Consider the following 9,155-nt stretch of genomic DNA (forward strand, 5'->3'; position numbering starts at 1 on the left):
CATGTCGAAACAGCAAGAGATCGAAGCGCGTTTGCAAAACGTGCTGACCCTGATTCAGAGCGTCACCCCGCCTTTTCTACCGCCGAACGCCGAAGTGATGACCGTTGTGGTCGAGTGGCCGCCCGGCGATCCCGGGGCGCCCCCGCACCGCCATCCCGGGGGACCGTCATTCGGTTACGTGTTGGACGGCGAAATGCTGTTCGAGCTGGAAGGGGAGCCGCCCCGGGCCATCAAGGCCGGCGAGGCGTTCTGGGAACCCGGCGGAGATGTAATCCATTACTCGGACGCCAACAACCGCTCCGACATCCCGCTGCGCTTTCTCGTCACGATGGTGTGCACCCCTGGCCAACCGATGCTCGTCGTCGTCGAGGACGACGAGCTCGAGGCACGCCGCGACCGGCGGGTAGCTTCAGCGAGCTGAACCCAGGATGCGCCGGTTATTGGTCGGCTCGTGCACGTCCAAGCGCGAGAGGCCATCTCGGTCGGTCAGCTGAAGCTCGAGCTGAAGAAATGCAAATCGGCCAGCAGTAGGGAGACTCGGCTTCCGACCCAGCCGTGTGCCCGCCATCGACATCACTCGTGGCTGTCTGTGACGTAATCCGCGACGCTGGGGCCGCTGATACGCCGACGGCCTTCATCTGCCGCCCGGCGCTCGACGAATGTGACCGTCTCGTCGAGCGGCGCCCGCCCTGTGCGGGCGTAACCCACCGTGACGTCCTCGAACCCGATCGACATGCCACAGAAGAGAATGAGCTCGTCCGGGGGTGACACGACCTCCGCAACGGTCTTGCGGTAGACCGACCACGCCATTTGCAGGCAACTGTGTAGCCCTTCGGCGCGCAGCAGCAGCATGACTGTCTGCAGATACATGCCGACGTCTGCCCACTGGGGTGGGCCCAGGTCGCGGTCGATGTAGCAGAACAGGGCGGCGGGTGCGCCGAAACAGTCCCAGTTCGCGGCAGCTGCCCGCTGGCGGGCCTCCATGTCCTCGCGCGAAATACCGAGTTCGCCGTAACGCTCTCTGCCGAAGGCGGCTCGGCGCTCGCTGTAGGGGGATTTCAATGCGGACGGGTACATCTCGTATTCGCGCTCGTCCCAGGGGTCGCCTGCGGCCACGCGCTCGCCGGCGAGCTTCTTGAGCTCGGCAAGCGGCGCACCGGTCAGTATGTAGGAGTTCCACGGCTGGAGGTTGGATCCGGACGGGGACCAAGCCGCGGCGGCCAGCACGCGCTCCAGCACTTCCATCGGGACAGGCTGGCTGGTGAATCCACGTACCGCCCGGCGGCTCGTGACCGCTTCATAGACGTCCAAGATTGCCTACCTCCAGGTCTGCTGTGCTGACCATGTCTACGTCCGTTGAGCTCACGGCCGTGGCCTTCGATGCTGGATAAACATGTTTCGACTGACCGGCAGATATGCGTCGATATGTGTCAGCCCACGCGAATTCCTCCGCTGCACAGGCTCAGGCGGTACGAGTTTTGGAATCCACGCCTTCCGATCGTCCTACGACAAATTCGACCAGTCAAATGAACGCAGTGGTTGTTGAAAGCGTTTGAATTATGTGCCCTGTCGCAATGCACGAGATCGCTCGGTATCAGCTCCGATTACATCCCTTGGTGCCCGCCGTCTTTCAGCTGAGAAATCGGCCCGGCACCGGTATTCGGGCAGTGCAGGTGGTGCAGCGGCTCGATACGCAGGGGCGTTCGGACGTGGTCGACGTGCGGCAGGAAATGCTCGATCACGTGGCGCGCCGGACTCAGCGGCTGGAGACCGTCGTGCCGATGTCCGCGAATTACCGTTTCCGGCAGCGTCTTTCGACGCGGTTACCTAGTAGTGACCGCGCTCGGGGGAGTCCCATGAGGTTCTTTCACTGTCCAGAACAAGGTGTGTCCGCTGGTTCCTTCCGGGACGAATTCCTCACCGACAACCGTGAGACCAGCCTGCGTGAGCCAGGATCGGTAGGTAGCGGCGTCGGCCTGACTCCACCACATGGTTGCGTCTCCGCCGAGCCAGTTGGGATCTATTCCTGTCCAGGAGTCGTGGCCAGTGGTGGCGACGAACCATCCGTTCGGTCGCAGCCACTCGGCAATTCTGGTCAGTAATAGGGATTGCTCGTCCAGTGGCATGTGGATGAGTGCGTAGAGACAGACGACGGCGTCGAACGATCCCGGTTCGAAGTGGATTGTCGCCGCATCAGCACAGATGAATTCAGCCGCCGGAACAAGCGCACGGGCCTTCTCGATCTGAACATCGCTGATATCGACACCGATCACCCGGCGGCCGCTGTTCGCCAGCGTCCGGGCGACCGGCATTCCGGAACCGCAACCGAGATCGAGAACAGTCCCCGCAGCAATGACGTGCCGATCCAACTCCCTCAGACATGCCTCGTACTTGGTGCCACCGCCGAATGCCTCGTCGTAGCGGTCGGACAGTGCGTTGTAACCCCGGCGGACGAGTTCCTTCGGATCTTCTTCGATCATTCGCGCATCTTGTCATCACGCATCGCCACGCATCGGTCAACGCCGCAGGGCAGGAGTCGGATTCGAGGCTCTATAGAACAGGTGTCGGAGATCGGGTGTCATCGCAACCGTTCGCTTCTGCCGTTACCCCGTAACAGCCACCTTATGGAGCGATTTCGCTGGGATACAGTGTCCCAATGCCCGTTAGGACACTCGTTTGACAGCAAATTCGCTGCATCAGAGTGTTCATAGCTTCGGAATATTACCGTCCGACTGCCTGATTCGGCGAATGCGCGGGACTGGCACGCCAGGCAGAGTCACGGGTGTTTCGGAGTGATGGTCGGCGGATACGTAACCCTCTGTGTCGGCGTCGGAGCCACCGTGGGCCGCGTCTGTGGGGCCTGCTCGGTCGTCGTCGTATGGCGGGGCGTCGTTGCGGAGGGCGTGGTGGTCCTGGCTGGTGCAGTGGTTGTCGTGACAGCGGTGGACACCGTGGTGGAGTGGCTCGGGGCCGTGGGAGCCGGCGTCGTCGTGACGGTCGCGGTCCGAGTGGCGGCTGGGGTGTCGGTCTGCGTTGTCGTCGTATTGGTCTGTGTCGTAGGACGAGGCGGCTGCGTGGTCGTGACGGTCGTAGTGACGGCTGCGGTAGTGGTTACAGAATCCTGGCTGGTGGTCACCACTGTTTGATCGGTGGTGGAATTCGCAGCAGTGGGAGGGGCAAGTGACAGCGAAAAGCCCACGCTCGCACTCACACTGACAGATGCGCTGTTCTCTGGAGTCGTGGTCGTGTCGAGGGCAGTGGCGGCCGCGCCCGTCGTCGTATCGCTGGCGTTGACAGCACCTGTCGTGGGTTCTTCCGTGGTGTTGGCTGGATCTGTGAGAGCCAGGTCGGTCGGGATGCCGGACAGCGCCGGCACCTCATTCGGTGATCCCGACCCAGTGACACTGCCGCTCACTGGTGTCGGGTCGAACTGGGAGATTGCGTCATCGATGCCATGTAGCGTAGAAACGCTCGACGCCGGCACGGTGTTGTCCAAGTGATCGTCTCGTCCCAAGCCCCACAGGGCCACCACTCCGACCAGTACCGACAGCGCTGCGGCGGCCGTCGCCGCACAGGGCGGGTTCCTGCCTATCCTGCGCCTTGAAAACTGGGTGGCGATCCCATGCGCCAGTCTACCGGAGCCTTCCGCGGCAGAACCATCGTGATCGATTCGGCGGTGTTCCGCCGCGTCGGGACCGTCCAGATCGGGCTCGATTCTATCCATTACTCGCACCTTGCGTTGTTCTCAAAAGGCTTTGCGGACCCATCGGCCGCACAATGGGTCCTGCGTTCACGCACAGACGCGTCAGGGGGAAGTCCTTCCGCCCCGGACGGTTGAGCGTCCAAGAAGGCAGCGCCAATGCACGAATTCCGACATCAGCTCTGCGAGGCGGGGATTCGCGCGGACGAGAGCGACCCCAAATAGGGAGTCATGTTCAACCCGGCGATTCAGCGGGTCGTTCTCGGCTGATAGGAAGCTATCTTCGACGGACACTACACACGGCTCTGGTCCTCGGCGGGCACACCGGTGACGCAGTGTTCGAAAACCAGTGCACGGCCTAGCTAGTACTGCAACGACACCTATGTGAGTTGGTGCTGGTAGATCTGGTGTGTGGTGTTGTGGCCGAGTTGGATTCGTTGATGTTGCGGGTTGGGGGCCGGTTCGCGCGGTCGGAGCCGCGGGCTTGGGTGCGTGAATATGTATCGGGGCTGTTGGCGGGTTTGGAACGTAAGAACGGGTGGACACTGGCCGAGCGTGCTGGTGAGGTGGGCCTGGAGGGGATGCAGCGGCTGCTGCCTAAGGCGGACGGGGACGTCGACGGGGTCCGCGATGATGTGCGCGCCTAGTGGTTGACCACCTCGGTGACCCCGAGGCGGTGGTGGTCGCCGATGAGACCGGTTTCCTGAAGAAGGGGGTGAAATCGGCCGGGGTGCAACGCCACTATTCGGGGACCGCCGTGATCATGACTGGGTGTCGTTCTGGGACGGTTGTTGGCTTCGATCGCGTCCTCCGCGTCAATTCAGAGGACGGAGAACCGCCACCGCGCCACGAGTACCGGGGTAAACCAGCGACCGCCCGAGGTTAAAATCATAAGCTAAGGCGGTGACCGGACCAACGCCTGGTTTTGGTCCGCCGTGGTCCAGCCCGGTGCCTCGGTAGCTCAAATACTTACGGCTGGTCGGCGGCAACGAGGGTCCCGGCTGCCATCATCCGCAGTGACCGCCGCGAATCACAGCGTTTCCACCCTGGTAGGGGGGAGGCGGCTGAATTTGCCCTCCCCAGGTCACACATGTGTGCGGGGCATTAACATATACCGGACCTGCGTAGGTTGTGTAATTTCCTTCGTCGATGTGATTATTGCCGGGATCAGCGCTGGAAACAATTTCAGCCATCATATGAATGGCTGCACCGGGCTGGTCTCTAACGGTCACAACACAATTCCAGCCATCCTTGTATGTAAGAAAGACTGTGCCGCCCTGGAGATCAGCGTGATCGATGACGGAGTAGCCGGCGCCGCACGCGCCGTTGTAGGAGGCAGCTGCTGCGGTGCCGGACCCTAGCGCCACTGCTCCACCCGCCAAAGCTGCAGTAGCTGCCACAGAAACTGTAATAGCTTTTCCGCTTCTCATATCAACTCCGATTTTCTGAGCGTGTCATCGCCTTGAGGCGTCCTGTACGCTACGCAGCCGATAGATCGAAAATATCCGCATTCATACGGATATGCTGCGCCGATTCCCGCTCGCAGTGCCGCGTTTCGGACGCCACATGCCTTGCACTTGTGTTGGGGCACTTGATAGTTGGTGCTGGGGCCTGGCACGCTGTCGCAATGGATTGCCGACGTCGGCGCAGATGCAACTGACCGTCGTGGCCGCGCTTTCCTCGGCTATCTGCTGAAGTCGGTGGGCGATCGCCGTATCCGCGTCAGCGCGACTATCCGCCGGTTCGCGCGTCTGCTGGCATGTGCCGGTCTGATCTCGGTATTCGCGGCGGTCCTCTACGTGGTATCGATCCTCGCCTTCGGCGCGCGAACCACCGGCCCGATCGTCGCGTCCCGTGTATTGGCAGGGCTGATTCTGCAGTTACTCGCTCTGCTCACCGCCGCACTATTGGCCGGCCATCCCGAGGCTCCGCCCCCTACCGGGACGCGGCGGGGGCGAAGCTCTTCGGCAGAGACTACCTGTGGCCGACCGCGTCGACATCCGCCAAAAGGCCTACGAGTCCTCCTGATTGGGATTGTCCCGGGGGAGGGGGCTCGCGTGCTGGCGTTCAGCGGCGCTCACCTCCGACGCGGTCGCGCTGTCGAGCTCGTGTCGACAGTTCGGTTGGTGTCCATGGCGATTCGACTCATCATGGCAGCGCAGCGACGGATTTTCTGGTCAGCCAGCGTAGGCGACTTCTGTGCGATTGGTTGTCGAGGCACCGGTTTGTTGCTCCAGCGGTGACCCATGACGTCGTTTCTGACGACTCCTGATGGCGGCCGGTATGGGCCGATCCCGCATCGCGAGACCTGACAGCACGGTCGGGTGTGCAGCCGTCCGCGGCCACCTGCGCGACCTCGACGGAAGGTGGTGGACGACAGGAGGGTTGCCCGTCGCGGGGGCGGTGGTTGCGCGTTCAGATGGCATCGTCGCCTGGTGTGGCGATGTCGTTTCTTCGGATCCTGCCGAGAGGTGACCGAGGCATGCGTGGCAACCCCGAGCTGCCGCAGTCGCGTTCCCGGGCAGACTGCGTGCGGCTCACTCGGGCAGCGAGCGGGTCTGCGCTACAACGTGTCCGTCCGGGTCGTCGCCGCAAACCGCCATGGGTTTCGGCGGTGTGAATCCACCTGCACCTCAGACACATTCATCAGAAGGGTGCGGTCGTCGAGGACCTTTTCTGCCGTCAGATGTCGTCGAACAACAGGATGTGGCTGTCTGCGGCCCGCCGTCGTCGGACGGCAAGAGGCGCATAACTCGTCGACTGATAGAACTCGTGGAACGCGGCAGAATGTGGCCAGCGCAGCAGGATGACGGTATCGGGGTTCGCGAGGGTGCTCGTGCGCCAGGCTCCTTCGACACACTCGCCATTACCGTTCGATACGGCAAGGATTTCTCCGCCGTATTCCTCGACGAGCTTCGACATCTCGTAGGTGTACTCGGTAATGGCGGTACGATCACGAACTGTCAACTGCGTAAGGGTCAGCATGGCCACCCCTGATGCGTGCGCTGCCCTGCTGGCAGCCGCCCGGGCGGCACAGGTGACGGCATCCCCGAGTGCAGCGGGCGATAGTTCTCGGGCTTCCGGTGCGAACCATGTGCTGAGGATCTTGCCGTTGCAGTCGACTTCCACCACCACTCGCCCGTCTGCCGCCGATGCGGATACCGTTGATGTTCCGTGCCTGCCTTCCAGCCCCATAGGGGAAGGCTAGAGACGATTCGCGTCCGGAACATCCGCCGCGGCGCGGAATAGCTGAGTCTGTGCTGCAGTTCGTGGTTGTTGCGGATGTTGTTGCGGGAGCAGACTGCGAACCTTGCGGTGACAGGTCCTTGCATTCGAATTTCGAGTGGCCGAGCCACCATCGAAGCGTCGGCTGCACAGGCCCACACAGCTGTGCGGGCCTTACTCGGCCTGCGCACAGAAGAAGGGTGAGGCTGGCACGTGACGCAGTTTGAACTTGTAATCGATAGCCTGACGATATCGGCCGAGCGGCAGGGTGGTGATCTGCGCGGGCTTCCGACGGCGGTCGCGAACGCGGTGATAGACCTCGGTACATGCGTCAATCGACTGGGTCCACCTGCGGGTGTGGGCTCGGTGTTGGCGGCATTCGATCCGAGGATGCTGCGAGCGCACCCATACGAGGCCGAAGGACAGTTCCGACACGCCTATGCGGAGTACCTCGGAGTCGACCCCGCCCATCTCGTCGTGGGGCGGGGAATCAGTGAGTTCATCGGAGTGTTGGCTGCCGTACTGCCGCCCGACGAAACCGCCGTCATCGCACCGGACTACACGGAGATCATCAAGGCGTTCACCACACATCTCATGCCGCACGTGCTCACCGTCTCCGACACGCCCGAGGATCGGCTCGAGCGCCTCCGCGATGGGATGCGCCACTTCAGATACGTGGTGCTGTCGAATCCGTGCAATCCCACCGGGGTCCGAATCAGCACGGTGGACCTGGCTCGCGCGTGTGTCGACTATCCGCAAGCCGTCCTGGTGGTCGATGAATCATATATCGACTTCCTCGCCGATCCCGCCGATGCCATGCTGGGAATCGACCTGCCGAACGTGATCGTCTTGCGCAGCCCGTCAAAGGTATTCGGGATCGGCGGCGCGCGGTGCGGTGCGCTCTGGACTCGGCATGCCCAGCTGCGGCGCGGGGTGGCCCGCCGCATGATGACCTGGCCGCTGTCCCTGCTGGACTCGATGGTGGCCGTCGCGGCGCTGGACGGCTCCGATAGTTCGGCCGGCGCCAGCTGGGTATCGAAATCGACTCTGCGGCTGCGCTTTTGCGCTGATCGAATGGAATCGCAGTTGCGTCACGCCGGGATCGGCGAGGTGACACCGTCGCCCACGCATTTCCGGTTTCTCGTCACACCGCAACCGAAACGGGTATCCGACACCTTTCTGGCCTACGGCTTCGTCACCCGCCCCTTCGATCCGGCCGAGCCGGGACGCGTGGCAGGTGTCCGTATAGCCACACCGCTCGAAGAAGAGCTTGCCGACTTCGAAGCTGCTGTGGCATCGCTTCGCGCGCACGTCACCGGGTAGCCATTCGGGCCCTGAGCCCTCGCGCCGCGTCGTGATATCTCGACTGCTCACCGTCAATTCCGCCCGCTGCCGGTCCGGCGCGTGGTGGTGTGCCCAGGCGTGCGTGCTCAGTCCGCGCGCCTACCAGGCACTGTCGATCGTGGCGGAGGGGACGGCGGCGGTACGGCGGGCATTCCCTTGTCGCGCAGCTCGTCCTCGATTCCCCATCTGCTGGTAGCCGATGCCCATCTCGAAGCGACCCTCGGTCAGGAGCGACAGCGAGTGCGCTTCCCACGCCGCAGCCGGGCGCAGCGAGGAGGCGTACACCCACGTGCCCACACGCAGGTCGGTCAGGGCCGCAACGGTGGCCAGCATGGGGCCGGGCGCCGGTTGCATCTGCGGGAGTCGGGCACCAGCAGCGTCGAGTAGCCGCCGTCGGCAATGCGGCGCACTCTCGCCACGTCGGCAGGTCAGTTCTGAGCGGGGGCAACGACCCCGAATCCCACATGACGTGTTCTGCCCTGTGGCCAACGCCTGGCGCGGGAGTTTTGGAGGCGCCAGTACTTCAATCCCGGCGCGGTGGAAACACCCAGACAACCGCGGCGAGGAGCACAGCGGCCGTGCCGGCAAGAATCAATGCTGTGGTGCCCGTGCGGTCGCCGCCGTCCAGTGCGAGCAGTACTGGGACGACGGCCGCACCGACAGGTGCACCAGCGAGGTTGATCGCGCTCGAAACGGTGACGACGCGACCGTAGGACGAGGGATCGGCAAACCGTTGCCGTGCCGAGAGAAACGCGACATCGAAGATGCCGCCGGCCGCGCCGACCATGAGCATGCCTAGACATGCCATCGTCGGGTTACCCGCGAGTGCGAACAGCGCGAGTCCCACACCAGTGGCCGCTACACTCGCGCCGATCGCCCGATACTC

At 63.2% G+C, this 9,155-nt stretch carries 9 protein-coding genes and 1 pseudogene; 5 read left to right on the plus strand and 5 right to left on the minus strand.

Features of this window, described 5'->3' with window-relative positions; all coding sequences use genetic code 11:
* Nucleotide 1 precedes the first annotated feature (1 nt).
* A complete protein-coding gene (locus ABZW16_RS08990) occupies nt 2-421 on the plus strand; it encodes a cupin domain-containing protein (RefSeq protein ID WP_354953809.1) in 420 nt (139 codons plus the stop codon).
* A 152-nt stretch (nt 422-573) separates the two neighbouring features.
* Here the strand turns inward: ABZW16_RS08990 and ABZW16_RS08995 are convergent, their stop codons facing one another.
* Nucleotides 574-1,311 carry a nitroreductase gene (locus ABZW16_RS08995; protein WP_354953811.1) on the minus strand — a complete coding sequence of 246 codons (738 nt, stop codon included), beginning with the start codon at nt 1,309-1,311 and terminating at the stop codon, nt 574-576.
* A 512-nt stretch (nt 1,312-1,823) separates the two neighbouring features.
* Nucleotides 1,824-2,480, minus strand: coding sequence for a methyltransferase domain-containing protein (locus tag ABZW16_RS09000; RefSeq protein ID WP_354953813.1), 657 nt, complete (start codon nt 2,478-2,480; stop codon nt 1,824-1,826).
* Nucleotides 2,481-2,795: 315 nt separating this feature from the next.
* On the opposite strand from ABZW16_RS09000, the gene ABZW16_RS09005 reads away from it, so the two are divergent.
* The 3 genes and pseudogenes from ABZW16_RS09005 to ABZW16_RS09015 all read left to right on the plus strand — a co-directional run.
* Nucleotides 2,796-3,146 (plus strand): hypothetical protein, encoded by a 351-nt coding sequence (locus ABZW16_RS09005; RefSeq protein ID WP_354953814.1) that lies wholly within the window; start codon nt 2,796-2,798, stop codon nt 3,144-3,146.
* A gap of 3 nt (nt 3,147-3,149) precedes the next feature.
* Nucleotides 3,150-3,500, plus strand: coding sequence for a hypothetical protein (locus ABZW16_RS09010; RefSeq protein WP_354953816.1), 351 nt, complete (start codon nt 3,150-3,152; stop codon nt 3,498-3,500).
* Between the two features lie 592 nt (nt 3,501-4,092).
* Nucleotides 4,093-4,457: pseudogene (locus ABZW16_RS09015) on the plus strand (transposase); the annotation flags it as partial.
* A 1,925-nt stretch (nt 4,458-6,382) separates the two neighbouring features.
* Here ABZW16_RS09015 and ABZW16_RS09020 read toward each other — a convergent pair.
* Entirely contained in the window at nt 6,383-6,895 is a 513-nt protein-coding gene (locus ABZW16_RS09020) for a YbaB/EbfC family nucleoid-associated protein (RefSeq protein ID WP_354953818.1), read from the minus strand.
* A 420-nt stretch (nt 6,896-7,315) separates the two neighbouring features.
* On the opposite strand from ABZW16_RS09020, the gene ABZW16_RS09025 reads away from it, so the two are divergent.
* A complete protein-coding gene (locus tag ABZW16_RS09025) occupies nt 7,316-8,248 on the plus strand; it encodes an aminotransferase class I/II-fold pyridoxal phosphate-dependent enzyme (RefSeq protein WP_354953820.1) in 933 nt (310 codons plus the stop codon).
* A 120-nt stretch (nt 8,249-8,368) separates the two neighbouring features.
* Here ABZW16_RS09025 and ABZW16_RS09030 read toward each other — a convergent pair whose 3' ends face one another.
* Nucleotides 8,369-8,602: a hypothetical protein gene (locus ABZW16_RS09030; protein WP_354953821.1), complete on the minus strand. Its 234-nt coding sequence runs from the start codon at nt 8,600-8,602 to the stop codon at nt 8,369-8,371.
* A 190-nt stretch (nt 8,603-8,792) separates the two neighbouring features.
* Nucleotides 8,793-9,155, minus strand: a 363-nt coding sequence (locus ABZW16_RS09035) for a hypothetical protein (protein WP_354953823.1), incomplete at its 5' end; no start/stop codon positions are given.

Source organism: Nocardia sp. NPDC004604, from assembly GCF_040609795.1.
Classification (GTDB): Bacteria; Actinomycetota; Actinomycetes; order Mycobacteriales; family Mycobacteriaceae; genus Nocardia.

What these genes read in the sequence shown, in the direction of transcription:
- ABZW16_RS09005 (WP_354953814.1), top strand. Translation starts at nt 2,796, where the DNA reads ATGGTCGGCGGATACGTAACCCTCTGTGTCGGCGTCGGAGCCACCGTG.
- ABZW16_RS09020 (WP_354953818.1), bottom strand. Translation starts at nt 6,895, where the DNA reads ATGGGGCTGGAAGGCAGGCACGGAACATCAACGGTATCCGCATCGGCG.
- ABZW16_RS09000 (WP_354953813.1), bottom strand. Translation starts at nt 2,480, where the DNA reads ATGATCGAAGAAGATCCGAAGGAACTCGTCCGCCGGGGTTACAACGCA.
- ABZW16_RS09030 (WP_354953821.1), bottom strand. Translation starts at nt 8,602, where the DNA reads ATGCTGGCCACCGTTGCGGCCCTGACCGACCTGCGTGTGGGCACGTGG.
- ABZW16_RS08990 (WP_354953809.1), top strand. Translation starts at nt 2, where the DNA reads ATGTCGAAACAGCAAGAGATCGAAGCGCGTTTGCAAAACGTGCTGACC.
- ABZW16_RS09025 (WP_354953820.1), top strand. Translation starts at nt 7,316, where the DNA reads ATGCTGCGAGCGCACCCATACGAGGCCGAAGGACAGTTCCGACACGCC.